The organism is Streptomyces sp. RK9 (assembly GCF_045070545.1).
Lineage (GTDB): Bacteria > Actinomycetota > Actinomycetes > Streptomycetales > Streptomycetaceae > Streptomyces > Streptomyces alboflavus.
Genome location: NZ_CP173703.1, coordinates 1,068,855 through 1,093,723 on the forward strand (window position 1 = coordinate 1,068,855; position 24,869 = coordinate 1,093,723).

At 72.2% G+C, this 24,869-nt stretch carries 20 protein-coding genes; 9 read left to right on the forward strand and 11 right to left on the reverse strand.

The window, feature by feature from the left end:
- Window positions 1–23: 23 nt before the first annotated feature.
- The 3 genes from AB6L24_RS04635 to AB6L24_RS04645 are packed head-to-tail and all read right to left on the reverse strand — an operon-like array spanning window position 24 to window position 3,752.
- Window positions 24–1,070, reverse strand: coding sequence for an ABC transporter permease (locus AB6L24_RS04635; RefSeq protein ID WP_405652386.1), 1,047 nt, complete (start codon window positions 1,068–1,070; stop codon window positions 24–26).
- Window positions 1,063–2,673, reverse strand: a complete 1,611-nt coding sequence (locus AB6L24_RS04640) for a sugar ABC transporter ATP-binding protein (RefSeq protein ID WP_405652388.1) — start codon at window positions 2,671–2,673, stop codon at window positions 1,063–1,065. Before AB6L24_RS04640 ends, AB6L24_RS04635 begins: the two co-directional genes overlap by 8 nt.
- On the reverse strand, window positions 2,670–3,752 hold the full coding sequence (locus AB6L24_RS04645) for a sugar ABC transporter substrate-binding protein (RefSeq protein WP_405652390.1): 1,083 nt from the start codon (window positions 3,750–3,752) through the stop codon (window positions 2,670–2,672). Before AB6L24_RS04645 ends, AB6L24_RS04640 begins: the two co-directional genes overlap by 4 nt.
- Window positions 3,753–4,008: 256 nt before the next feature.
- Here AB6L24_RS04645 and AB6L24_RS04650 point away from each other — a divergent pair, with 256 nt between their 5' ends.
- The 4 genes from AB6L24_RS04650 to AB6L24_RS04665 are packed head-to-tail and all read left to right on the forward strand — an operon-like array spanning window position 4,009 to window position 8,119.
- On the forward strand, window positions 4,009–4,791 hold the full coding sequence (locus AB6L24_RS04650) for a FadR/GntR family transcriptional regulator (protein WP_380844988.1): 783 nt from the start codon (window positions 4,009–4,011) through the stop codon (window positions 4,789–4,791).
- Window positions 4,788–5,267, forward strand: a complete 480-nt coding sequence (locus AB6L24_RS04655) for a helix-turn-helix transcriptional regulator (RefSeq protein ID WP_405652392.1) — start codon at window positions 4,788–4,790, stop codon at window positions 5,265–5,267. The genes AB6L24_RS04650 and AB6L24_RS04655 overlap by 4 nt, the downstream gene beginning before the upstream one ends.
- A 5-nt stretch (window positions 5,268–5,272) precedes the next feature.
- Window positions 5,273–5,689, forward strand: a complete 417-nt coding sequence (locus AB6L24_RS04660; protein WP_405652394.1) for a VOC family protein — start codon at window positions 5,273–5,275, stop codon at window positions 5,687–5,689.
- A 30-nt stretch (window positions 5,690–5,719) separates the two neighbouring features.
- On the forward strand, window positions 5,720–8,119 hold the full coding sequence (locus AB6L24_RS04665; RefSeq protein WP_405652396.1) for an ATP-binding cassette domain-containing protein: 2,400 nt from the start codon (window positions 5,720–5,722) through the stop codon (window positions 8,117–8,119).
- 56 nt (window positions 8,120–8,175) lie between these two features.
- Here AB6L24_RS04665 and AB6L24_RS04670 read toward each other — a convergent pair whose 3' ends face one another.
- The 5 genes from AB6L24_RS04670 to AB6L24_RS04690 all read right to left on the reverse strand — a co-directional run bounded on the left by AB6L24_RS04670 (window position 8,176) and on the right by AB6L24_RS04690 (window position 15,933).
- Complete coding sequence (locus AB6L24_RS04670) at window positions 8,176–11,190, reverse strand: alpha-mannosidase (RefSeq protein WP_405652398.1); 3,015 nt, start codon at window positions 11,188–11,190, stop codon at window positions 8,176–8,178.
- 273 nt (window positions 11,191–11,463) lie between these two features.
- Entirely contained in the window at window positions 11,464–12,741 is a 1,278-nt protein-coding gene (locus AB6L24_RS04675; RefSeq protein WP_405652400.1) for a glycosyl hydrolase, read from the reverse strand.
- A 56-nt stretch (window positions 12,742–12,797) separates the two neighbouring features.
- A complete protein-coding gene (locus AB6L24_RS04680; protein WP_405652402.1) occupies window positions 12,798–13,736 on the reverse strand; it encodes a carbohydrate ABC transporter permease in 939 nt (312 codons plus the stop codon).
- On the reverse strand, window positions 13,736–14,683 hold the full coding sequence (locus tag AB6L24_RS04685; protein WP_405652404.1) for a carbohydrate ABC transporter permease: 948 nt from the start codon (window positions 14,681–14,683) through the stop codon (window positions 13,736–13,738). The genes AB6L24_RS04680 and AB6L24_RS04685 overlap by 1 nt, the downstream gene beginning before the upstream one ends.
- A gap of 11 nt (window positions 14,684–14,694) precedes the next feature.
- Window positions 14,695–15,933, reverse strand: a complete 1,239-nt coding sequence (locus AB6L24_RS04690; protein ID WP_405657033.1) for an extracellular solute-binding protein — start codon at window positions 15,931–15,933, stop codon at window positions 14,695–14,697.
- A gap of 440 nt (window positions 15,934–16,373) precedes the next feature.
- On the opposite strand from AB6L24_RS04690, the gene AB6L24_RS04695 reads away from it, so the two are divergent.
- The gene (locus AB6L24_RS04695; protein ID WP_405652406.1) at window positions 16,374–17,402 is read left to right on the forward strand and encodes a LacI family DNA-binding transcriptional regulator; all 1,029 of its coding nucleotides are present in this window, start codon (window positions 16,374–16,376) and stop codon (window positions 17,400–17,402) included.
- 96 nt (window positions 17,403–17,498) lie between these two features.
- Window positions 17,499–18,440: a phosphotransferase gene (locus tag AB6L24_RS04700; RefSeq protein ID WP_405652408.1), complete on the forward strand. Its 942-nt coding sequence runs from the start codon at window positions 17,499–17,501 to the stop codon at window positions 18,438–18,440.
- 45 nt (window positions 18,441–18,485) lie between these two features.
- Here the strand turns inward: AB6L24_RS04700 and AB6L24_RS04705 are convergent, their stop codons facing one another.
- The 3 genes from AB6L24_RS04705 to AB6L24_RS04715 all read right to left on the reverse strand — a co-directional run bounded on the left by AB6L24_RS04705 (window position 18,486) and on the right by AB6L24_RS04715 (window position 21,758).
- A complete protein-coding gene (locus AB6L24_RS04705; protein ID WP_405652410.1) occupies window positions 18,486–19,217 on the reverse strand; it encodes a class I SAM-dependent methyltransferase in 732 nt (243 codons plus the stop codon).
- 157 nt (window positions 19,218–19,374) lie between these two features.
- The gene (locus AB6L24_RS04710; RefSeq protein WP_405652412.1) at window positions 19,375–20,787 is read right to left on the reverse strand and encodes an MFS transporter; all 1,413 of its coding nucleotides are present in this window, start codon (window positions 20,785–20,787) and stop codon (window positions 19,375–19,377) included.
- A 173-nt stretch (window positions 20,788–20,960) separates the two neighbouring features.
- The gene (locus tag AB6L24_RS04715) at window positions 20,961–21,758 is read right to left on the reverse strand and encodes a helix-turn-helix domain-containing protein (RefSeq protein WP_405652414.1); all 798 of its coding nucleotides are present in this window, start codon (window positions 21,756–21,758) and stop codon (window positions 20,961–20,963) included.
- Between the two features lie 130 nt (window positions 21,759–21,888).
- Here AB6L24_RS04715 and AB6L24_RS04720 point away from each other — a divergent pair, with 130 nt between their 5' ends.
- From AB6L24_RS04720 to AB6L24_RS04730, 3 genes are read left to right on the forward strand one after another with little or no spacing between them, the layout of a single operon-like run.
- Window positions 21,889–22,950 carry a FecCD family ABC transporter permease gene (locus AB6L24_RS04720; RefSeq protein ID WP_405652416.1) on the forward strand — a complete coding sequence of 354 codons (1,062 nt, stop codon included), beginning with the start codon at window positions 21,889–21,891 and terminating at the stop codon, window positions 22,948–22,950.
- Window positions 22,947–24,026 (forward strand): FecCD family ABC transporter permease, encoded by a 1,080-nt coding sequence (locus tag AB6L24_RS04725; protein WP_405652418.1) that lies wholly within the window; start codon window positions 22,947–22,949, stop codon window positions 24,024–24,026. The genes AB6L24_RS04720 and AB6L24_RS04725 overlap by 4 nt, the downstream gene beginning before the upstream one ends.
- A complete protein-coding gene (locus tag AB6L24_RS04730) occupies window positions 24,023–24,868 on the forward strand; it encodes an ABC transporter ATP-binding protein (RefSeq protein ID WP_405652420.1) in 846 nt (281 codons plus the stop codon). Before AB6L24_RS04725 ends, AB6L24_RS04730 begins: the two co-directional genes overlap by 4 nt.
- Window position 24,869: the final 1 nt, after the last annotated feature.

A 24,869-nucleotide genomic window follows, 5' to 3' on the forward strand; every position in this document is an offset into this window, starting at 1 on the left:
GGGAGCCAGGCGGGGCGGGGACCTCAGTCCTGGGCGCGGCCCGTGGTGACGCGGGCGATCATGAGGGCGACCAGGATGATGCCGCCGTAGATGGCCTGGATCCAGAAGGACGGCACCTGGGCCAGCGTGAGCAGGTTCTGTACGACGCCGAGCAGCAGGACGCCGGTCAGCGCGCCGAACATGGTGCCCTTGCCGCCGTCGAGGCTGATGCCGCCGATGACCGCGGCCGCGAACACCGTGAAGATCATGTTCGTGCCCTGGTTGGCGTTGATCGCGCCGACGTAGCCGGTCTGCATCAGGCCGCCGACGGCGGCGAGGCCGCCCGCGACCACGAACACCCCGAGCATCACGCGGTCGACGCGGATGCCCGCGGCCCGCGCGGCCTCCGGGTTGCCGCCGATGGCGTACAGGGCGCGGCCCACCCGGTGGTACTTGAGCACGAGGCCCGCGATGCCGAAGGCGGCCGCCGCGATCCACACCGAGAGCGGCACGGTCAGGAACGTGGAGGTGGCGAGCGTGAAGAACGGCTCCGGCATGCCGAACAGGGTCTTGCCCTCGGTGGCGCCGACGAGGACGCCGCGCAGCACGATCAGCATGGCGAGCGTGACGATGAACGCGTTGAGCTTCAGCTTCACGACGAGCACGCCGTTGAAGGCGCCGATCACCGCGCCCACCAGGACGATCGCGATCAGGCCCACGGCCGTGGGCATGTCGGTGCCGAATCCGGCCTGGGCGGCGGGCAGGACGAGCAGCGCGCCGATGGCGGGCGCGATGCCGACGACCGACTCCAGGGACAGGTCGAACTTGCCGGTGATCAGGACCAGGGACTCGGCGAGCACGACCATCGCGAGGGCCGCGGACGCGCCCAGGATGGAGATGAGGTTGCGCTCGGTGAGGAAGGAGTCGTTGACGAAGGCGCCGAACACCATGAGCAGCAGCAGCGCGGGGACGAGGGCGAGTTCCCTGGCCCGGTGCAGGAGGATACTCTTCGCCGAGCGGGACTCGCGGGGGCGGGTCGGGGTGAGGGGGGTGGCCGTCTTCGCAGCCGTGGGGGCCTTGATGTCAGCCATGGTGGTCTCCTTGTATTTCTGCCGCGGGCCGGTGAGGGCTGGTCGCGCCGTTCCCCGCGCCCCTGACGGGGCCCGTGTGGCCCACGCCCTCCACCGACGCGATCAGTTCGTGGTCGTGCCAGCCCGCCGCATGCTCCGCCACCACGCGGCCGTGGAAGAGGACCAGGACGCGGTCGCAGCGGCGCAGGTCGTCGAGTTCGTCGGAGACGACCAGGACGGCGGTGCCGTCGTCGCGGGCGTGGTCGACGCGGGCGAGCAGGGACTCCTTGGACTTCACGTCGACGCCCGCGGTGGGGTTGATGAGGACGAGCAGCCGGGGGTCGGACGCCAGGGCCCGCGCCATGACGACCTTCTGCGCGTTGCCGCCGGAGAGGTCGGACACGGGCTGGTCGGGCCCTTCGGCATGGATGTCGAGCCGCTCGATGAGCCCGTCCGCGAAGGCGCGCTTGCGGTCGGGGCCGACGAAGCCGTACCGGCCGAGGCTGGAGAGGACGCTCATGGTGGCGTTGTCGCCGATGGACATGCCGTACACGAGGCCCTCGCCGTGCCGGTCGCGCGGTACGCAGCCGACTCCGGCCCGCAGCGCGGCGGGCACGTCGCCGAACGACAGGGGTGCGCCGTCGAGGAGGGCGGTGCCTGCCGTCGGGGTGTGCAGGCCGGCGAACGACTCGGCGAGGTTGATCTTGCCGCTGCCGCTGGAGCCGGCGAGGCCGACGACCTCGCCCCTGCGGACGGTGAGATCGACGTTCTCGTACGAGGTGCTGGTGAGCCCGCGCACGTCGAGCAGGACCGGCGCGTCGGCCGGGACGTCGGGCTTGGTGCGGGCCTTGCTCTCCGTGATGGCCTCGCCCGCCATGGCCTCCACGAGGGCGGCGCGCGGGAGTTCGGCGACGGGGGCGGTGGTGATCCAGCGGGCGTCGCGCAGGACGGTGACGGTCTGGCACACCTCGTACACCTCTTGCAGGTGGTGCGAGATGAACAGGAAGGTCACGCCGGAGTCCTGGAGCGCCCGCATGCGGGTGAAGAGGCGCTCGATCTCCCGGTTGTCGAGCTGCGCGGTGGGCTCGTCGAGGACGATGAAGCGCGCGCCGAAGCTGAGCGCCCGCGCGATCTCCACCATCTGCCGGTCCTCGACCTTGAGGTCGGCGGTGCGGGCGTCGGGGTCGACGTGGACGTCCCAGGTGTCGAGGACCTGCGCCGCCTCGGCCTTGAGGCGGCGCCAGCTGATGAATCCGCCGCGGCCCTGGGGCTGGCGGTTGATGAACAGGTTCTCGGCGACCGAGAGTTCCGGGACGACGGTGGGCCGCTGGTACACGCAGGCGACCTTGCGGCGCCAGGCGTCGCGGTCGGCGAGCGGCGGCGCGGGCTCGCCGTCGAACAGGACGGTGCCGGCGTCCGGCGCCTGGAGGCCGGTGAGGATGGTGACGAGGGTGGACTTGCCCGCGCCGTTGCGGCCGACGAGGGCGTGGGACTCACCGGCCCGGACGGTCAGGCGGCCGTCCTGGAGGGCCACGGTGGGTCCGTACCGCTTGGCTATGCCGGTCGCCTCGACGAGGGGAACGCCCCCGTGCCCGGCGACCGGCCCGATCGCTGACGTCGTCATTTGACCGAGTTGCCCCAGAGCTTGGCGTCGTCCACGTTCTGCTTGGTGACGAGCGGCGCGGGCAGCTGGTCCTCCAGGATGCCGCTGGGCAGCTTCACGATCGTGGAGTCGTGGTCGGTGGGGCCCGGCTTGAACTTCTTCCCGTTCATCGCGGCCTTGATGTAGTACATGCCGTACTTCGCGTAGGCGTCGGCGGGCTGGGAGACGGTCGCGTCGATGTGGCCCTTGCGGATGGCGTCGAACTCCTGCGGGATGCCGTCGTTCGACACGATCGTGATGTGGCCCTTGGTGCCCGCCTTCTTGAGCATCCCCTTGGACTTCAGGGTCTGGAGGGTGGGCGCGAGATAGACGCCGCCCGCCTGCATGTAGATGCCCTTGATGTCGGAGTTGGAGTTCAGGAGCGTGTCCAGCTTGGACGCGGCGGTGTCCGACTCCCACTTGGCGGGGATCTCCAGGACCTTCAGCTTCGGGTACTTGTCCTTGACGCAGTCCCGGAAGGCCTTGGAGCGCTCACGTCCGTTGACGGAGGCCAGGTCGCCCATGATCTGGACGACCTTCCCGCTCTTGACCTGCTTGCCGAGGTAGTCACAGGCCTTCTGGCCGTACGCGACGTTGTTCGCGCGCACGACCATCGCGACCTTGCCCTTCTCCGGCGCCACGTCGACGGCGACCACGGGCACGCCCTTGCGCTCCGCCTGGTCGAGCCCCGCGGATATCGCGGCGCTGTCGAGCGGGGCCACGACCAGGCCCTTGACGCCCTGGTTGAGCTGGTTGTTGATGTCGGTGATCTGCTGCGAGGGGTCGCTGTTGGAGTTGACGGTCTTCAGCGCGTCGACGTCCTCGGACTTCGCCATCTTCGGCACGTAGTCGTTGTACGACTGCCAGAACGGCGAGGTCAGCAGCGGCAGGATCACGCCGACCTTGCCCTCGCCGCCGCCGTCGCCACCGGATTTCCCGGTGTCCTTCGTACTGCCGCAGGCGGTGAGCGCGAGCGCGGCGCAGGCCGCCGCGGCTCCCACGCGGACGCCCTGGGCGCGCCGCTTCCTCCGGGGGCTGTTCCGCACTGTACTGCCGACCATCTGACGGCTCCTCATCGAGCGAATCAAGGGGGACTCATCACGGGACTGAAAGCTGGGTCGAGTCACGGGACCGAAAAGTGGGTCGAGTGACCGTGGGCGAATATTTATCAGACCACTTGGCGCCCACAACACCCCTACACGGCAAGTTTCCCGGGTTTTCAGCCATAGTGGTCCGACCACATCTGTGGCTAAACTGCGCGACACCCGGCAAGTGAAGGAGCGGTCCGTGGACCACAGCGCCCAGAGCGCCCCGCCCGTGCACCAGGGCACCGCGCCCGCCCCGCAGGGCGACGCGGCCCCCGCGCAGAAGGGCACCGTGACCCAGCGGGCCATCGACCAGATCAAGACGATGATCGGCGAGGGCCGCCTCGAGCCCGGCCAGCGGCTGCCGACGGAACGGGACCTGGCCACCCGGCTCGGCATCTCGCGCAGCTCCATGCGGGAGGCGATCCGGGCCCTGACGGTGCTCGGCGTCCTGGAGGCACGGCACGGCTCGGGCATCTACGTGACCCAGCTGGAGGCCGGCGACCTCCTGGAGACCTTCGGCGTCGTCGCCGATCTGTCCCGCGGCCCGCGCCTGGTGGAGCTGCTCGAAGTGCGCCGGGTCCTGGAGTCCACGGCGACCGGTCTCGCCGCCGCCCGCATCACCCCCGACCAGCTGGCCGACGTGGAGAAACACCTCGCGGCCATGAACGCCACCGACGACCCCGAGGAGATCCTCTCCCACGACCTCGCCTTCCACCGTGCCGTCGCGCACGCCGCGGGGAACGACACGATGGCCGCGATCCTCGAAGGCCTCTCCTCGCGCACGTTCCGGGCCCGCGTGTGGCGCGGCTACCAGGAGGAGGGCGCCTTCGAGCGGACCCGCCGTGAGCACGCCCGCATCCACCGGGCGCTGGTCGCCAGGGACCCGGAGGCGGCGCGGGCCGCGGCGGCGGCGCATGTGGGAGAGGTCGAGGAGTGGCTGCGGGGGCGGCTTGAGGCAGGGCAGGAAGGGGAAGCGGGGGGAGAAGCGGGGGCGGAAGATCCGGGGGCATGAGCACGCCCCTGTGGGATGGTGGTCCGGTGAACCTGGAGGACCTCGTCCGGCTGCGCCGAGCCCGTGACCGGATGGACCGTGAGTACGCACAGCCGCTCGACGTGCCGGAGCTGGCGCGCTTCGCGCTGATGTCGCCGGGCCACTTCTCGCGCAGCTTCCGCGCCGCCTTCGGCGAGACGCCGTACAGCTATCTGATGACGCGCCGGATCGAGCGGGCCAAGGCCCTGCTCAGGCGGGGCGACCTGTCGGTGACGGAGGTCTGCTTCGAGGTGGGCTGTACGTCGCTCGGGTCGTTCAGCTCCCGGTTCACGGAGCTGGTCGGCGAGAGCCCGTCCGCGTACCGGGCCCGCCCCCACGACGAGGGCGCCGCCGTGCCCGCCTGCATCGCCAAGATCCACACCAGGCCGGTCAGGAACGGTCGGCCCACGACCGATCAGGAATCGAGAAGCGCACCGCAGCCCCCGCCCGTAGCGTGAACGGCATGGACATCACGCTCTCCCAAGCCTTCATCGCCGTCGACGACCACGACAAGGCGCTCGCCTTCTACCGGGACGCGCTCGGCCTGGAGGTGCGCAACGACGTCGCGTTCGAGGGCATGCGCTGGGTGACTGTCGGCTCGCCCGCGCAGCCGGACGTGGAGGTCGTCCTGGAGCCGCCGCTCGCGGACCCGAACGCCTCCCCCGCCGACCGGCAGGCCATGGCGGAACTCCTGGCGAAGGGCCTGCTGCGCGGCGTGATCTTCCGGACCGACGACGTCGACGCCGTCTTCGAGCGGATCCGCGCGGCGGGCGGCGAAGTCCTCCAGGAGCCCATGGACCAGCCGTACGGCGTTCGCGACTGTGCCTTCCGCGACCCCGCGGGGAACATGCTGCGCTTCAACCAGCCCGGCAAGCAGTAGACAGCCCGGCAGCAAGGAGACAGGACCACCATGGCCACCAGGACGGACCGCCGGTCGAGCGCGCCGCACGAAGCCGACAGCCACGACATGATCCGCGTGCACGGCGCCCGCGTGAACAACCTCAAAGACGTCACCATCGAGATCCCCAAGCGCAGGCTGACGGTGTTCACCGGCGTCTCGGGATCGGGCAAGAGCTCGCTGGTGTTCGGCACGATCGCGGCGGAGTCGCAGCGGCTCATCAACGAGACGTACAGCGCCTTCCTGCAGGGCTTCATGCCGACCCTCGCGCGGCCCGAGGTCGACGTGCTCGACGGGCTCACCACCGTGATCACCGTCGACCAGCAGCGCATGGGGTCCGACCCGCGCTCCACGGTCGGCACCGCCACCGACGCCAACGCGATGCTGCGCATCCTCTTCAGCCGCCTCGGCAAGCCGCACATCGGCCCGCCGAGCGCTTACTCCTTCAACACCGCGTCGGTCCGGGCGAGCGGCGGGATCACCGTGGACCGCGGCGCGGACAGGACGAAGACCGTGAAGGCGACCTTCAACCGCGTCGGCGGGATGTGCACGCGCTGCGAGGGCCGGGGCGCGGTCTCCGACATCGACCTCACCCAGCTCTACGACGACTCCAAGTCGATCGCCGAGGGCGCGTTCACCATCCCCGGCTGGAAGTCGGACAACGTGTGGACGGTGGGGCTCTACGCCCAGTCGGGGTTCCTCGACCCGAACAAGCCGATCCGCCGGTTCACCAAGAAGGAGATGCAGGACTTCCTCTACCGCGAGCCGGTCAAGGTGAAGGTCAACGGCGTCAACCTCACCTACGAAGGCCTGATCCCCAAGATCCAGAAGTCGTTCCTGTCCAAGGACAAGGAGGCGATGCAGCCGCACATCCGGGCGTTCGTGGAGCGGGCGGTCACCTTCACGACCTGCCCCGAGTGCGACGGGACGCGGCTCAGCGAGGGCGCGCGGTCCTCCAAGATCAAGCGCGTCAGCATCGCCGACGCCTGCGCGATGGAGATCAGGGACCTGGCGACCTGGGTCCGCGGTCTCAAGGAGCCGTCGGTGGCGCCGCTGCTCACCGCGCTCCAGGGGACGCTCGACTCGTTCGTGGAGCTGGGGCTCGGCTATCTCTCGCTCGACCGGGCCGCGGGCACGCTGTCCGGCGGTGAGGCGCAGCGCGTCAAGATGATCCGCCACCTCGGCTCCTCGCTCACCGACGTCACGTACGTCTTCGACGAGCCGACCATCGGCCTGCACCCGCACGACATCCAGCGGATGAACGAACTGCTGCTCCGGCTGCGGAACAAGGGCAACACGGTGCTCGTCGTGGAGCACAAGCCGGAGGTCATCGCCATCGCCGACCACGTCGTGGACCTCGGCCCCGGCGCGGGCACGGGCGGCGGCGCGGTCTGTTTCGAGGGCGCCGTCGCGGGGCTGCGCAAGAGCGACACCGTCACCGGCCGCCACCTCGACGACCGGGCCGCCGTCAAGGACACGGTGCGCGAGCCCACCGGCACCCTGGAGATCCGCGGCGCGAGCGCGCACAACCTGCGGGACGTCGACGTCGACGTGCCCCTCGGGGTGCTCGTCGCCGTCACCGGCGTCGCGGGCTCCGGCAAGAGCTCCCTCGTGCACGGCTCGATCCCGGCCGACGCCGGCGTGGTGTCGATCGACCAGACCCCGATCCGCGGCTCACGGCGGAGCAACCCCGCGACGTACACCGGGCTGCTCGACCCGATCCGCAAGGCGTACGCGAAGGCCAACGGCGTGAAGCCGGCGCTGTTCAGCGCCAACTCCGAGGGCGCCTGCCCGACGTGCAACGGCGCGGGCGTGGTCTACACCGACCTCGGGATGATGGCCGGGGTCGCCACGCCTTGCGAGGACTGCGAGGGCAAGCGGTTCCAGGCCTCGGTGCTCGACTACCACCTCGGGGGCCGCGACATCAGCGAGGTGCTCGCGATGTCCGTGACCGAGGCCGAGGAGTTCTTCGGCTCCGGCGACGCGCACACCCCGGCCGCGCACAAGATCCTCGGCCGCCTCACCGACGTCGGGCTCGGCTACCTCACCCTCGGCCAGCCGCTCACCACCCTGTCGGGCGGCGAGCGGCAGCGCCTGAAGCTGGCGGCCCACCTGGCGGAGAAGGGCGGCGACCAGCCCGTCTACGTCCTCGACGAGCCGACCGCGGGCCTCCACCTCGCCGATGTCGAGCAGCTGCTCGGCCTGCTCGACCGCCTCGTCGACTCCGGCAAGTCGGTCATCGTGGTCGAGCACCACCAGGCGGTCATGGCGCACGCCGACTGGATCATCGACCTGGGCCCGGGCGCGGGCCACGACGGCGGCGAGATCGTCTTCGAGGGCACGCCCGCCGATCTCGTCGCCGCCCGTGCCACGCTGACCGGCGAGCACCTCGCGGCGTACGTGGGCGCGTGAGGGCCTGGCTGTGAACCGCCGTCGTCCGCGCGGTCCGCAGCCAGGCTCCGCCCCGCTCAGCCGCGCGTGAACCTCAGCGTGACCAGCTCGAACGCCCGCAGCGACACGGTCACTTCGCCGTCCGCGAGCTCCGGAGCGGCCGCATCGGCCAGCGGCCGCTCCAGGAGGTCGGTCACCGCGACCGAACCAGCCGGGAAGCCCATGGCCAGGGTGGCCTTGGCCCGCCCGCCCCGGGACTCGTGGAAGCGGACGACCACGTCGCCGCTGCCGTCGTCGGCGAGCTTGACCGCGGTGACCACGACGGCGTCGTTGTCGACGCCGACCAGCGGGGCGACGGGCGCGCCGCCGGTGAGGGTCCGCTCGGGCAGGTTGATCCGGTAGCCCTCGCGGACCGCGTCGCCGATGGTGGCGCCGGGCGCGAGCGCGTGCCGGAAGCGGTGCACACCCTGGTCGGTCTCGGGGTCGGGGAAGCGCGGGGCGCGCAGCAGCGACACCCGCACCGTCGTGGTCGTCCCCGCGTCGCTGTCACGCACGTCGCGGGTGACGTCGTGGCCGTACGTCGAGTCGTTGACGAGGGCGACGCCCCAGCCCGGCTCGTCGACGTGCACGAAGCGGTGGTTGCAGGCCTCGAACTTGGCGGCCTCCCAGCTGGTGTTGGTGTGGGTGGGCCGGTGGAAGTGCCCGAACTGGGTCTCCGAGGAGTACCGCTCGGCGTGCACGTCGAGGGGGAAGGCCAGCTTGAGGAACTTCTCCGTCTCGTGCCAGTCGACCTCGGTGTCGATGTCCAGGCGCCGTTCGCCGGGCGCGAGGGTGAGGACCTGCGTCATCCGCGAGGACCCGAAGGCGCGCACGACCCGGACCGATGCGCCGTCGCCGGGCGCGACCTCCTCGGCGTCCGTGAGGTCGGTGACGGAGTTCCGGTAGAACTCGTCGACGTCCCAGGCGTCCCACATGTTCGGGAAGTCGGCGTGCAGCTGCGGCAGGTTCACGGCCTGCCCGGGGGCGACGGTCTCGCGCCCCGCCTCGATGTCGTACGCCGACACGACCAGGCCGCGCCCGTCGATCTCGACCCGCAGCAGGCCGTTGTCGAGGACGTAACCGCCGTCCGCGCGGGCGGCGATGGCCGACTGGCCCGCGGCCACGGGCAGCGCGGCGCCGCCCGCGGGGACCCCGTCGCGGGTGTGCGGCGCGGAGTTGAACACCAGGGTGCTCGCCCCGTCACCGGCGAGGGCGCGCTGGGCCGCGGCGACGATGCCGTTCAGGTCGGCGGCGACCGCCGCGTAGGTCGCGCGGGCCTCGCGGTGCACCCAGGCGATCGACGAGCCGGGCAGGATGTCGTGGAACTGGTGCAGCAGCACCGTCTTCCAGATCCGGTCCAACTCCTCGTAGGGGTACGGGAATCCGGCGCGCACCGCGGCCGTGGCCGCCCACAGCTCCGCCTCCCGGAGCAGGTGCTCGCTGCGGCGGTTGCCCTGCTTGGTGCCGGCCTGGCTGGTGAGGGTGGCGCGGTGCAGCTCCAGGTACAGCTCGCCGACCCAGACCGGCGCGTTCGGGTACTCGGCCTCGGCCTTCTCGAAGAACGCCGCCGGGGTCTCCCACTGGACGGTGGCCGAGCCCTCCAGGTTCCGCAGGCGGCCCGCCTTGGCGATCATCTCGCGGGTGGTGCCGCCACCGCCGTCGCCCCACCCGGTGGGCGCGAGCGAGTGCCGGGCGACGCCCTTGTCCTTGAAGTTCTTGGCCGCGTGGGCGATCTCGCTGCCCTTCATGGAGCAGTTGTACGTGTCCACGGGCGGGAAGTGCGTGAAGATCCGGGTGCCGTCGATGCCCTCCCACTGGAAGGTGTGGTGCGGGAACTTGTTGGTCTGGGACCACGAGATCTTCTGCGTGAGCAGCCACTTGGCGCCCGCCGCCTTGATGATCTGCGGCAGGCCCGCCGCGAAGCCGAAGGTGTCCGGCAGCCACGCCTCGTCGTTCTCGACGCCGAACTCGTCCAGGAAGAACCGCTTGCCGTGCACGAACTGACGGGCCATCGCCTCCGAGCCCGGCATGTTCGTGTCCGACTCGACCCACATGCCGCCGGTGGGCACGAACCGCCCGTCGGCGACGGCCTTCTTGACCTTCGCCCACACCTCGGGCCGGTGCTCCTTGATCCACGCCCACTGCTGCGCCTGCGACATGGCGAAGACGAAGTCCGGCTCGTCCTCGAGGAGCGCCGTCATGTTCGACGTCGTCCGCGCCACCTTGCGCACCGTCTCGCGCAGCGGCCACAGCCAGGCGGAGTCGATGTGGGCGTGCCCGACCGCGCTGATGCGGTGCGCCGAGTCGTGCGCGGGGGCGGCGAGCACGCCCTCCAGCTCGGCGCGGGCGGCTGCCGCCGAGCCGTTCACGTCCTGGAGGTCCACCGCGTCCAGGGCGCGGTCGACGGCCCGCAGGATCTCGTGGCGGCGACCGGAGTCCTCCGGGAGCTCCTGCATCAGCTCGCCCAGGACCTCCAGGTCGATGACGAGCTGCCACACCGTCTCGTCGAACACCGCCAGGTCCATGCGTTCCAGGCGGTACTGCGGCTCGCTGCCCGCCGTCTCCTTGTCGCCCAGCTGCGTCGGCAGGAAGGGGTGGTAGTCGAGGATCACCGGGTTCGACGCGGCCTCGATGTGCAGGCGCACCTCCTCGCCGCCCGCCGCCGGGGTCGCTATCCGCACCCACTGGTTGCGGGGGTTCAGGCCCTTCACCGGGGTGCCGTCCGGGCGGTACACCAGGCCCTCGCACTGGAAGCCCGGCATGTTCTCGTCGAAGCCGAGGTCCAGGATCGCCTCGACGGTCTTCCCCGCCCACTCCTGCGGGACCGTGCCCGTCACCCGGAACCAGCTCGTGCCCCAGGGCTTGCCCCAGCGGGCGCCCGCCTCGATCGGCTCGGGGGTGGCTGCCAGGCCTTCGGCCACGGGGACCGGTTCGTCCGGGGCGTTCCAGACGGCGATGTCCAGGGGGACGGAGTGGGGGTAGACGGCGGGGCGGATGCGCTCGTCGAGGACACGCTTGAGGCGGCCCTCGACGAGGCGGCGGTCGTCGTGCATGTGGGGTTCTCCCGTGTTGTTCGGGGTGGCTGAGGTTCGGGGTGGCTGCGGAGGGTGGTGGGGTGGGTGGGCCCTGCGGGGCTTTCCCTGATCCCGCCCCTTCCCGAACCCGGGGGCTGCGCCCCCGGACCCCCGCTGATCGGCGCTTCGCGCCTCGTCCTCAAACGCCGGACGGGCTGAAATCAGCCCCTCCGGCGTTTGAGGAGCGGGGTCTGGGGCAGAGCCCCAGTTTCGGGAAGGGGTGGGGTTGGGGAGCCCCCGGCAGGGCCCCGCTCAGCCCAGGACCTCGGGCGGCCGCACCACCTCCTCGATGCCCCGTGCGGCGAGGTGCGCCGCGTCCTCCGCCCGCTCCGCGAGGACGAACGCGGGCCGCACCCCGTCCGCGACGAGCCGCGCGAAGGCCTCGAAGACGTCCCCGCCGGGCGCGCAGACGGACCGCCGGGAGAAGTCGGGGCCGACGTCGACGACGAGCGCGGTGGGACGGGGCGCAGGCGCCGGACGCCCGTCGCGCCACTCCTTGGCGAGCCGCGCGAGGGACTCCCCGGCGGGCTTGACGCGCCCGTCGTTGGTGAGGAGCCCGAGGCTGTACTCGAGTTCGGGGAAGTCGGCGAGGGAGCGGGAGACGTCGTGGGAGCACCACCAGGTGACCCCCCACACGTCCCCGCAGTCGAGCGCGGCGGCGACGGTGGCCTCGGTGAAGGCGGCGGCGTCCGCGGCGGGGATGAGGGGGGCGGGCGCGCCGACCTCCTGGAGCCAGACGGGCCGGCCGGGTTCGAGGGCCCAGGCCTTGGACAGCTCGATCATGTAGGCGGCGTGCTGCCCGGTGACGGCGGCGTCGCGCCCGTGCCGCTGGGCGGTGCCGTTGAAGACCCAGGAGTGGACGGCGGTGACGGCGCCGAGCCGGGCGGCCTGGGCGGGCGTGAAGGGCTGGTCGTCCTGGTACCAGGCGGCGTCGTACTCGGCGTGCAGGTGCAGCCGCCCGGGGGCGCCCTCCTCGCAGGCGGCGAGGACGTCGCGCAGCCAGGCGTCGGCCTGTTCCGGGGTGATGCGGTCGGGGTCGGGGTGCGGCCCGGCGGCGAACTGGTTGATCTCGTTGCCGATGGTCATGCCGATGAAGTTGGGCCGGTCGGCGAGCGCGGCGGCGAGGGTGCGCAGATAGGCGCGCTGTCCTGACACCACGTCCGGGTCGGTGAAGAGGTTGCGCCGGTGCCAGGTCTGCGTCCACGCGGGCAGGAAGTCGAAGCTCGACAGATGGCCCTGGAGCCCGTCGACGTTCACGTCGAGCCCGCGCTCGGCGGCGGCGTCGGCGAGGGCGACGAGCTGCTCGACGGCGCGCGGCCGGATCAGGGTGCGGTTGGGCTGGAAGTACGGCCAGATCGGGAAGACCCGGACGTGGTCGAGCCCGAGGGCGGCGACGGCGTCGAGGTCACGGCGTACGGCGTCGAGGTCGAAGTCCAGCCAGTGGTGGAACCACCCCTGGCTCGGGGTGTAGTTGGCGCCGAAGCGGGGCGGTGCGGCGGGGGCCGCGCCGCGCTGGTCGTCAGACGTCATGCGGATCCTGGTTCTTGGGGCGCTGGTGCGGGAACGGGTGCGGGGTGCCGCGGGCCTCAGCCCTTGACCGCGCCCTCGCCGACGCCGCGGAAGAAGTACCGCTGGAGGCAGGCGAAGAGCACGATCAGCGGCAGCACGGCGATCACGGTGCCCGCGGCGACGAGGCGTTCGTCGTTGGCGAAGGTGCCGTGCAGGTAGTTGAGGCCGATGGTGAGGGTGAACTTGTCGGGGTCGCTGAGCACGATGAGGGGCCACAGGAAGTCGTCCCAGGCGCCCATGAAGGCGAAGATGGCGACGACGGCGAGGGTGCCCTTCACGGCGGGCAGGGCGATGCGGAAGAACCGCTGCCACACGTTCGCCCCGTCGACGAAGGCGGCTTCCTCGATTTCGTAGGGCACGTTGAGGAAGGCGTTGCGCATCAGGAGCACGTTGAGTGCGGAGATGCAGCCGGGCAGCAGCACGCCGATGAGGGTGTTGTTCAGCTCCAGGTCCCGCATCGTCGTGAACTGGGCGATGATGATGCCCTCGACGGGCACCAGCATGGCCAGGATGAACACGAGCGTGGCGGCCTTGCGGCCGCGGTAGCGCAGGCGGGCCAGGGCGTAGCCGGCGAGGGCGGCGCCCACGCAGTTGGTGAAGACGTTCGCGGCGGCGACCTTCAGGGAGTTGAGGGCGTAGTCCCAGACGGGGATGGTGTCGGCGACGCGTTCGTAGTTGTGCAGGGTCGGGTCGGAGGGCAGGAAGCTCGGCGGGGAGCTGAAGATGTTCTCGTGCGGGCCCTTCAGCGAGGTGGAGAGCTGCCACAGGAAGGGCCCGATCATCAGGGCGAGCATGACGAGGAGCAGGGTGTAGCGCAGCACCAGCTCCCACAGGGGCATGCGGCGCCCGTTCTCGTCGGTGACCCGCCGGCGCCGCCCGCGCGCACGCGGCGTCGCTTCGGACGGGTCCGCCGTGCGCTCGGGGGCGTCCTCGGTGGTGGTCGTCGGCGCGGGCATCACTTGTCCTCCTTCCGGTCCGCGCGCAGCACGAGCAGCATCAGCGCGACGGTGACGACGAAGATGACCACGGAGATCGCGGAGGCGTAGCCGACGCGGCCGGTGAGGCCGGTGCCGGTGCGCTGGACCAGCATGACGAGGGTGGTGTCCTCGCCCGCGGGTCCGCCGGTCGGGCCCGCCATCAGGTACACCTCGGAGAAGACCTTGAAGGCGGCGACGGAGGACAGCGCGGCGACCAGGACCATGGTGGAGCGGACGGCCGGGACGGTGACGGAGAGGAAGCGGCGCACCGGCCCGGCCCCGTCCACGGCGGCGGCCTCGTGCAGTTCGCGGGGCACGTTGGCGAGCGCCGCGAGATAAATGATCATGTAGTAGCCGAGGCCCTTCCAGACCGTGACGGCCATGGCGGAGAACAGCAGCAGCCACTGGTCGCTGAGGAAGCCGACCTTCCCCGCGCCCACCGCCTCCAGGACGGCGTTCACCAGGCCGCGTTCGTCGAGCATCCACACCCAGATCAGGCCGACCACGACGATGGAGGCGACCACCGGGGTGTAGAAGGCCGACCGGAAGAACGTGATGCCGGGGATCTGCTTCTGCACGAGCAGGGCGAGGAGCAGCGGGAGCACGACGAGCGCGGGCACCACCACCAGGACGTACAGCGTGCTGTTGCGCAGGCCGATCCAGAACATGTCGTCGTGCAGCAGCTCGCGGAAGTTAGCGAGCCCGACGTACTTGCCCTCGACCAACTGCCGTTTGTCCGTGAAGGAGTTGATGATGGTGCTGACGAACGGGTAGAGGATGAACACGCCGACGACGGCGAGGCCGGGTGCGGCGAACAGCCAGGGGCTGGTGACGAGTTGACGGCGGATGCGGCGCGGGGACGCGGCTTTCGGGGCCCTGGCGGGGCTGGTGGTGACCGGCGCGGGGGCGGCTGCTGTGCTCTTCATGTGCTCAGGGCTCAGCTCTGCTTCAGCAGCCGGTCGCAGGCCTTGACAGCGTTGTCAAGCGCTTCCTTGGGGCTCTGCTTGCCCTGCAGGGCGCGGGCGACGGCGTTGCGCAGCTCGATCTTCATCTGCTCGCTGAACAGGACCGGCGTGTAGTTCACGGCCGTCTTCAGGGACTTGGCGGCGGCGATGCGCACCCGGGTCTCGTCCGAGCCGTCCTGCTTGGTGAAGTACGGGTCGTCCAGGGAGCCCTTGGTGCTGGGGAAGATGGCGACCTTCTTGGCGAAGGACATCTGGCGCTGCGCGTCGGTGACGAAGTGCGCGAAGGCGACGGCGGCGGGCGTCCGCTTGGTGCGGGTGTTCACCATCACGCCCATCACGTACATGTTGTCCTTGCCGGTGCTGCTGATCTGCGGCGTGATGCCGATGTTCTGGTAGAGCCGGGGCGCGTCCTTCTTGAACTTCTCCAGGTCCAGGGCGCTGCCGGGGTTCATGGCGACGGCCTCGGTGAGGAACTTCTTGCCCGTCGACTCCGGCGTGGCGGTGAGCGCCTGCCCGTCCAGGGCCTTGGCGTCGTACAACTCCTTGTACTGGGTGAGGAGTTCGACGCCCTTGGCGTCGTTGAAGGTGAAGCCGGTGCCCTCCTTGTTCATCAGGGGCACGCCGTAGCGGCCGAAGTCCTCGATCGTCGGGACGTTGGCGAGGGTGGCGACCTTGCCCTTGCTCTTCCTCGCCAGCTCCTCGGCGTCGTCGAACAGCTCGTCGTAGGTCTTCGGCGGCTTGTTCGCGTCCAGGCCCGCGTCCTTGAACAGGCGCTTGTTGTAGAACAGCGGCCCGGTGTTCAGGTACCAGGGGAAGGCGTACGTGCCCTCCAGGCCCGGCACCTGGTGGCTCTTCCAGGCGCCCGGCAGGTACTCCTTCTCGTACTTGCCCGCCGACTTGTCGAGGTCGAGGGCGATGCCGGCCTTGGCGAGCGGGGCCACCAGGTCGGGCGAGACGTTCACGACGTCGGGCAGGGTGCCTCCGGCGGCGTCGGCGCTGATCTTGTCGGCGTAGCCCTCGCCGGGCTGGTCGACCCACTTCACCTTCGCGTCCGGGTACTTCTGCTCGAAGTCGTCGATCAGACCCTCGAAGTAGGACTTGAAGTTGGCCTTCAGGTTCCAGGTCTGGAAGGTGATCTCGCCCTCGACCTTGCCGGAGGCGTCGGACGAGCCGCTCTCGTCGCCGCCACCGCACGCGCTCAGCGGCAGCATCACGGCGGCGAGCGCGGCGGCGACGACCGCCCTGCGGGGGCTTCTGGATATCCGGGAATGACGCACGGTGAACGGCTCCTTTGCTCGGCCCGGCGTGGGCGGTCACGACCTCGGTCCGCGGCGCAGGCCGCGGCGAATCGTGCCGAGGCAGACCCTGCATGGAGCGGAAGTAAAAAGTCAATGGATTGGTGACGATTTGCTGTTCCGGATCCTGTTCGCGGGTACGAACTCGCAGCTCAGAAGGGGTGGTTGAATCCCTTGCGAGGAACAGCTAATGCGCTTTAGGCTGACCGGGCTCAAGCGCATTAGTACGTACGAGGTCGAGCCGCCGTGCGTACCCGGCAAAGCATGCGTGTACCGCGGCAGGGACCCTGCGTAACGCCGCAGGCGGAAAGGGGCAACGCGTGCAAGGCAAGCGGTCACCGGCACGCCGGCCGACCATGAAGGACATCGCACGGCGCGCCGGAGTCTCCGAGAGCGCCGTCTCCTTCGCGCTCAACGACCGTCCCGGCGTCTCCGACATCACCCGCGACCGGGTGCGCAGGGTCGCCGAGCAGCTGGGCTGGCGCCCGAGCACCGCGGCCCGCGCCCTGTCCGGCGAGGGCGCGGCGACGGTCGGCCTGGTGGTGGCGCGGCCCGCGGCCACGCTCGGCGTCGACTCGTTCTTCCTCCAGCTGATCTCCGGGGTCCAGGAGGTCCTGGCCGAGCGCCAACTCGGGCTGCTCTTCCAGGTCGTGGAGGACGTCGAGGCGGAGTGCGCGGTGTACCGGCGGTGGTGGGCCGAGCACCGCGTGGACGGGGTCCTCGTCGTGGACCCGCGCACGGACGACCCTCGGCCCGCGCTGCTCTCGGAGCTGGGCATTCCGGCGGTCGTCACCGGTGGTGTGCCCGACCCCGAGAGCGCGCCGCGCCCGGGCCTGTCCACCGTCTGGGCCGACGACGCGGGCGCGATGGCGTCCGTCGTCGGCCACCTGCACGCCCTCGGCCACCGCCGCGTCGTGCACATCGCCGGCCTGCCCGGCCTCGCGCACACCGAGCGCCGCATCCGCACCCTGCGGGCGGAGGCCGACCGGCGCGGCCTGACCGAGGTGCGCTCGGTGACCACGGACTACTCGGACTCCGAGGGCGCCGCGGTCACGCGCCGCGTCCTCGGTTCGGGGACACCGCCGACGGCCCTGGTGTACGACAACGACGTGATGGCGGTGGCCGGGGTGGCCGCCGCGGCCTCCCTCGGCTTCGGCGTGCCGGACGATGTGTCGGTGGTGGCCTGGGAGGACTCGGCGCTGTGCCGGATGGTGCACCCGTGGCTCACCGCGCTGTCCCGCGACACGGTGTCCTTCGGCCGGACGGCGGCACGCGAACTCCTCCGGCTCCTCGACGACGGCCCGTCGGAGACGGTGCAGGTGCCGCTGCCGCGGCTGATCGAGCGGGAGAGCACGGGGGTGGTGCGGGGGCCGGTGTCCGGGTGAGGCAGGGCGGAGCCCGGCGGTCCCGTGGCGTGCGGGCGCCTCGCGGGCCTTGTGGCATCGGGTCGCGGGCCTTGTGGCGTCGGGGAGACTGGGGCCATGGACCGGACGGAGACACTGCGGATCAGCGAGGCGCTCGGCCGTGCGGTGGTCGGGGCGCGCCCGCTGGCGGGAGGGTTCTCCCACGAGACGGCGCTGCTCGAACTCGCCGGTGGCGGGCGTGTGGTCGCGCGGCTCGGCGGGGCCGCGCCCGCGGTGGAGGCCGCGGTGATGGCGGCGGGCCGGGCCCGGGTGCCGGTGCCCGAGGTCCTTCACGTGCTGCCCGCCGTGGTGGAGCCGGAGGAGGCCCGCGCCGCGATGGTCCTGGAGTACGTGCCGGGGACGCCGCTCAGCCATGTGCTCGGCGGCGGCGGGGTCGACCGGGACTCCCTGACCGCGCTCGGCACCGAGGTCGGCCGCGTCGTCGCGCGCGTCGGGACCGTGACGTTCGGCCGGCCCGGCTTCTTCACGGACGACCGGCTCACGGTCGGCCGGGACGAGCAGCCGTGGTCGCGGCAGTTGCCGGAGGTCGCCGAGGCGTGCGTGGCCGCGGCGCCCCGGGACCGGCTCGACGCCGCCACGCGGCGGGCCTGGGTGAAGCTGTGCGAGGCCCACGCGCCCGCCCTCGAACGCGTGGATCATGTGGCCTGCCTGGTGCACGCCGACGTCAACCCCAAGAACATCCTGGTGTCGCGGGCGGGTTCGGGCTGGCGCGTGGACGCCGTCCTGGACTGGGAGTTCGCCTACTCCGGCTGCCCGTACGGGGACGCGGCGAACATGCTGCGGTTCGGGGACGCCTACCCCGACGGGTTCCTCGACGGCTTCCGCGCGGGATTCCGCACGGGGGAGCACGCCCGTCCCCTCGCCGCGGACTGGGAGTACCTGGGCCGGGTCCTCGACCTGTTCGCCCTCAGTGACCTGGTGACTCGCCCGGCGGGGCATGCGGTCGCGGACGCGGCGGCCGAGGTGGTGCGGCGGTGGGTGGTGCGGCCGTTCACGTGAGGGCTTCGTGGGGTCCGGGTCATGTACGGGCGCGGGCGGTCCGGCTCACGTCGCGGGCCTGCGCGCCAGGAACACGAACTCCCTGCCCGGCCGGTCGGGCGCGTCGCGTACGTCCACCACCGCGTACCCCTCGGCGACCAGGTCCGCCTCGACCTCCTCGCGCTCGCGGAACCGCAGCGTCGAGTCCGCCGTCAGGACCGACCCGTCCGCCGCGAGCACACAGGTCCCGCGGAACGTCACGAGCGGCCCGTCGACGTCGAGCAGGTCGAACCAGCTCTCGACCACGCCGAATCCGGGCACGTCCGTCACGCGGTACGAGGCCTCGCGGTTCCACTCCCGCCAGGCGCGCCGCGCCGGGACACGGGTCTCGAACACGAGATGCCCGCCCGGCCGCAGCGCCGCACGGGCCCCCTTCAGGGTCGCCCGCCACTCCCCCGGATCGGTGATCGCCTGGGCGACGTTCGCCGTCATCGTCGCGAGGTCCGCCCGCAGCGGCGGCAGTGCCGTCGCGTCGCCGTGGATCCACCGCACCCGCTCGGCGCCCGCCTTGGCCCTGGCCACGTCGAGGGAGGCCGCCGCCGGGTCGACGCCGACGACGTCGACGCCCCGCGCGGCGAGGAGCAGCGCGAACACGCCGGTGCCGCAGCCGATGTCCAGGACCTGCCGGGCCCCGAACTCCTCGGCGAGGCGCAGATACGGGTCGAGGTCGCCGCGGTCGGGGTCGAGCGGGTCGTAGAGCGCGGCCAGGCGCGGGTCCTGGGAGTGTTCGGATGCCATGGCGGCGAAGGTATCCGGCGGTGGCGGCCGGGGCAGGGGATTTTCCTTCCGGCGGCCCCGGCCCGGCAACGGCTCACCCTGTGCTCGGACCAACCCCGGGCAACGGACCAGCCCCGCCCCGGCCCCTGGCCAGGGCGGACCCCCACCAACCCCCGCGTCAGGGACGAGGTTCCGCGGCCTCCCGCTCACCGTCAGGCACCGCCGGATCCGCCGCCTCGGCCCCCGCCACCTCCGCCCCGGGCACCTCGGCCCCCGCCACCTCCGCCCCCGGCGCCTCGGACCCCGGCAGCGTCGCCCGCCGCAGCCCCGGCACGCACACCGCCACGAGCACCGCCGCCACGGCGCACACCGCGCCGTTGACCACCGCCGCGCCCGCCGGGCTGAACCACCGTGCCACCACCGCGACTTCCACGTCGCCGACCACGTCGCCCGTGGTGCCCTGGGTGGTGAGGACGCCGACGACGCGCCCGCGCAGCCGGTCGGGGGTGTGGTGCTGGACGAGGGCGTACTCCAGGATCTCGTGGACCGTGCCCGCCGCGCCCGCGACCGCCAGCATCACGACGGCGACCGCGACCTGGCCGCTGAGGCCGAACCCGATGGTCGCGAGGCCGCCGACGCACGCGGCGGCGAGCAGCATCCGCCCCGGGCGCGCGGCCCGCGTGACCCAGCCGCTGGTCGCCGAGACGAGGACGGCGCCCACGGCGGGGGCGGTGTACAGCAGGCCGAGCATGACCTCGCCGCCGCCGAAGCGGGTGTCCACGATCTCCGGGAACAGGACCACCGGCAGGTTGAACAGGGCGGTGACGCCGCCCAGGACCAGGAGGCCGCCGACGACGCGGTCGTGCGCGGCGTACCGGAACGCGACGAGCAGCGAACCGCTGTCGCCCGCCACGCCGTTGCCGGAGGTGCCGTCGGGGTTCTCGCGCGGGCCCGCTCCGGGCGTCTCGTCCGGGGCCTCGTCGAGGATCGGCGGCAGCGGTCCCACCCTGCGGAGCAGCAGCGTCGTCACCCCCGTGGTCACAGCGGTGAACGCGAACACAGGACCCGGGCCGCCCAGGGCGAGCAGCACCCCGCCGAGGAACGGCGCCGCGATCGAGCCGATCTCGCCGGTGAGGGAGATCAGGGCCCCGGCGGCGGGGAGTTGGTCGGGGCGTACGAGAGTCGGCGCGACCGCCATGAGCGCGGTGACGCTCACGCCGGTGGCCAGACCGTCGAGGGCCACGCACACGAAGATCGCCCACAGCCGGGGCTCGGGCAGGAAGGCGTTGACGGCGAGGCCCGCGAAGGCGAGAGCGGCGCAGGACCGGGCGCGGATGATGAGCAGGCGCCGGTCGCTGCGGTCGGCCGCGAGGCCGCCCCACAGCGATCCCAGGAGCACCGTGACGCTCATGATCATGCTGGTGACGGCGACCTGGAACGTGGCCCCCGTGAGCGCGTAGACCTGCGCGGACAGGGCGACCGCCGCCATGCCGAGGCCGAACAGGGACACGACGCGCGCGACGAAGATGGCGCGGAAGTCGACGCTGGTGCGCAGCGGTTCGACGTCGACGAGGAGGTCACGCGCCCGCACGGAGGGCTCCTGCGGGGGCGGGAAGGGCGACTGCAGCGGCCATGGTCGTGTCCTCGTCTCCGGATGTTCCGAACCGCCCACGCGATAAGGCGAGCCTTACCCAATGATCGATTCGCGTCCGGAGTCAAGTCGGGCTACGGGCGCCCGAATCGGCACAGACCAGGGCTTCACGCTCACCCTGCGGAGCGCCCCCGCACCGCCACGGAAGCGCCGGTTCCGGCACCGTTCCCCTCCGCCCGCGCCCGCGCGTAGGCACCCGGCGTCCGCCCGAAGTGCTTGCGGAACGCGAGGATGTAGCCGTTCGTGCTCACGAACCCCACCCGTGCCGCGACCGCGCCCACTTGGTGCCCCTGGGCGAGGAGCGTGAGCGACTGGTTGAGGCGCAGCCGGGTGCGCCACTCGGAGAAGGGGAGCCCCGTCTCGGCACGGAAGGCGCGGCGCAGGCTCGTCGAGCTGGTGAAGAGGCGCTCCGCCCACTCCGACGCGGTCCGCTGGTCGTCGGGCCGCCGCAGCAGCGCCCCCGCCACCGCACGGGCCGCTCGGCTCGTGGGCTGCGGCAGCGGCAGGCAGTCCGCGTGGCCGTCCGTCAGGGCCGTGAACAGGGAGGCGTCGTCGGCCGCCGCCCCCGGCACGTCGGCGTCGCGCATGCGGCCGAGGAGCACGCGCCGCTGGGCCGCGCTGACGTTCACGAGCGTCGCGCCGCCGTACGGCAGGTGGTGGCGCGCGGGGTCGAACGTCTCGCTGAGCACCAGGGCGTCGGGGTCGAAGCGGGCGCTGTGCGGCAGGCCCGCGGGCAGCCACACGGCGACCGAGGGCGACAGCTCGTAGTCGACGCCGCGGGCCGTGACGACGATGCGTCCGAGCGGCACATAGAGGAACTGGTGGGTGTCGTGGACATGCGTCGGATGCCCCTCCGGCGTCACGAAGTCGTCGTCCGGCCACACCGTTTCGTACCGCGCGTCCGCCCTCACCGATTCCCCCTGACCTCGGAGTTCATGGATTGACCCCTGAGTGTGAGCCGTGCGCCTCCGACTTGGATCGTCGAAAGCTAGGTAAGGGTAACCTAACTTTTTGTACGACTTGTGAGGAGCACAACCACCCATGACCCCTACGTCCCCGCCGGTGACGCCACCGTCGCCACTGGCCGGAGGGCGTCGCCCGAGACCGCGGCACGCACGCGCCGCCCTCGTCACGACGCTCGCCGTGGCCGCCCTCGCGGCCACCCTGATCGCGAGCGTCGGCCTCGGCGCCCGGGACATCTCGCCGATGGAGATCGTCCGCATCCTGCTGCACCCCGGCGCCGAGGACTACAACGCCCAGGTCCTGTGGACCGAACGCATCCCCCGGACCTTCCTCGGGCTCGCCGTCGGCGCGGCCCTCGGCGCCTCCGGCCTGATCATGCAGGCCCTCACCCTGAACCCCCTCGCCGACCCGGGCATCCTCGGCATCGAGCAGGGCGCCGCGATGTTCGTGGTCCTCGGCATCCTCTTCCTCGATCTGACCGGCGTGCGGGGCTACTTCTGGATGGCGCTGCTCGGCTCCGGGGTGACCGCCGTGCTCGTGTACCTCATCGGCACCCGCACCGACGCGGGCAGCAGCACGCTCGGCCTGGTCCTCGCCGGGGTGGCGCTCGCCGCCGTGATGTCCTCGCTGATCACGCTGATGGTGGTCCGCGACGAGGCGGTCCACGCCCATCTGCGCTTCTGGTCCGTCGGCCAGCTCACCGGCCGCGCGGGCGTCCTGGACCAGGCCGTCCCCTTCGTCGCCACGGGCCTTCTGCTCGCCCTGCCGCTCGGACGCACCCTCAACATCCTGAGCCTCGGCGACGAGACGGCCCGCGGCCTCGGCGTGCGGGTGGAGCGCGCCCGGCTCGCGAGCGCCGCCGTGGCGGTGCTGCTGTGCGCCGCCGCCACCGCCGCCGTCGGCCCCGTCTCCTTCGTCGGACTCGTGGCCGCCCACTGCGCGCGGCTGCTCGCCGGACCCGACCACCGCTGGTCCCTGCCCCTGGCCGTGGTGCTCGGCGCGGTCCTGCTCACGGCGGCAGACACCGCGGGACGGCTCGTCGTCGACCACGGCGAGGTCCAGGCCGGCGTGATGACCGCGGCCGTCGGCACCCCCTTCTTCGTCTGGCTCGCCCGCCGCAGGAACCTGGTGCGGATGTGAGCGCCGTCGCCGTCGGGTCCCGGCCCGCCCCCGCCGCGTCCAAGGAACACACCCTCGCCCGGCTGCGCGCCACCCGTCGCGCCCGGCGCCGCAGGACCGCCCTCGTCGGTGTCGTGCTCGCCGTGCTGCTGCTCGGCCTGACGTCGGCCTCCGTCCTCCTCGGCGGCGTCGGCAAGGTCGACCCGGCCGACGTGCTGCCCGCCGCGTTCGGGCTCCGCACCGGGCTCGCCGACTACATGATCTTCCAGTTGCGGATGCCGAGGGCCCTCGCGGCGCTGCTCGCGGGCGCGCTGTTCGGCCTCGCGGGCGCCCTCTACCAACGGCTGATCCGCAATCCGCTGGCCACCCCCGACATCGTCGGCATCTCGGCGGGAGCGGGCGCCGGTGCCACCACCGTGCTCCTGTACGCGCCCGCTTCGGTGGCCCTCGGCACCCCGCTGGCCGCGGTCGCCGGGGCGTTCGTGCTCGCCGCCGCGGTGTACGCGCTGAGCTGGCGGCGCGGCGTCGACACGTACCGCCTGGTCCTTGTCGGGATCGGGCTGAGCGCGGTCTGCACCGCGTACACCAACTATCTGTTCACCGTGGCCGATCAGCACAGCATCGCCCTCGCGATGCGCTGGCTCGTCGGCAGCACCAGCGGCGCGGACTGGGACGGCGTCACCACCCTGGCCCTCGGCCTCGGCGGCTGCCTGCTCGCCACCGCCCTGCTGCACCGGCCGCTCGGCAGCATGTCCCTCGGCGACCAGCTCGCCACCGGGCTCGGCACCCGGGTGGGGCTCGTGCGCGTCGCGGCGCTGCTCGTCGGCGCGGCCGCGGCCGCCCTCGCCACCAGCGTGGTCGGGCCCATCGGCTTCGTCTCGCTGATCAGCGGGCCCGTCGCCGCGCGGCTCGCGGGAGCGGACCGCGCCCTCGTCCTCGCGCCGCCCGTCGGTGCCGTCCTCGTCATCGGGGCCGACGTCCTCGCGCAGAACGCCCCGCTCATCAGCCCGGTGCCCACCGGGGTCCTCACCGCGCTCCTCGGCGCCCCCTATTTCGTCTGGCTGATCCTCCGGCGCCGGAAGAAGGCATCCTCGTGACACCGAAGACCCTCACCAGCTCGCCCCACGCGCCCGCCGCCGCACCGCGTCTGGAGGCCCGCGGCATCACCGCCGGCTACGGCGACGCGCCCGTCATCGAGGGCCTGGACCTGCGGATCGAGGCGGGCCGGATCACCGCGCTCGTCGGCCCCAACGCCTGCGGCAAGTCGACGCTCCTCAAGTCCCTGGCCCGGCTCCTCCCGCTCGCCGCGGGATCGGTGCTGCTCGAAGGCGCCGACATCCACCGCCTGCCCACCCGGGAGGTGGCCCGGCGCCTCGGCATCCTGCCGCAGTCGCCGCTCGCCCCGGAGAGCATCACCGTGGGCGACCTCGTCCGGCGGGGCCGCCACCCGCACCGGCAGTTCGGGCAGCGCCGCACCGCGGCCGACGACGAGGTCATCGCCGACGCGCTGCTCGCCACGGGCACCGCGGACCTGGTCGACCGGCCCGTCGACGCGCTCTCCGGCGGCCAGCGCCAACGCGTCTGGATCGCCCTCGCGCTCGCCCAGGACACCCCGACGCTGCTCCTCGACGAGCCCACCACGTACCTGGACATCGCACACCAGATCGAGGTCCTCGACCTGCTCGCCGACCTCAACGAACAGACCGGCAAGACCATCGTGCTCGTCTCGCACGACCTCAACCAGGCGGCCCTGTACGCCTCGACGATCGTCGCCCTGCGCGACGGCCGCGTCGTCCGCCAGGGCCCGCCCGCACAGGTGCTCGACGCCGACCTCGTGGCCGAGGTGTTCGGCCTGGACTGCGTCGTCGTCCCGCACCCCCGTTCCGACCGGCCGCAGATCTTCCCCCTCGGCCGCCGCCACCTCACGCAGGAGATATGAC